The following is a 362-nucleotide window of genomic DNA, read 5'->3' as shown; positions in this document are numbered from 1 at the left end:
AGCTCCGCCTGGGCCTGACGTGTGTCTACGTCACCCACGACCAGCACGAGGCGTTCGCCCTGGCGGACCGGATCGCGCTGCTGCAGGGCGGAAAGATCGTCCAGATCGGCGGCCCCCGCGAGATGTACGAGACCCCTGCCAGCGCCTCGATCGCCCACTTCCTGGGCGTCTCCAACGTCATGGACTGCGAGTCGGTGCCCGCCCCGGACGGATCCGCCACCGCCAAGGTGACCGACCACGGCCTCACCATCCACTCCGCGCAGCGCGCCGCCACGGCCCCGCAGCAGATGAAGGTCTGCATGCGCGCCGAGGACCTGCAGCTCTCCGCCCAACCCACCGCGGCCGCCAACGCCTGGAAGGGC

The 362-nt window shown here is 71.0% G+C and carries 1 pseudogene; it reads left to right on the top strand.

The features are described from left to right. Nucleotides 1–362: pseudogene (locus tag HGG74_RS21275) on the top strand (ABC transporter ATP-binding protein); the annotation flags it as partial.

Source organism: Arthrobacter mobilis (genome assembly GCF_012395835.1).
Lineage (GTDB): Bacteria > Actinomycetota > Actinomycetes > Actinomycetales > Micrococcaceae > Crystallibacter > Crystallibacter mobilis.
Note: the sequence above shows the minus strand (reverse complement) of the source record. Positions and strands in the feature narration are given on the sequence as shown.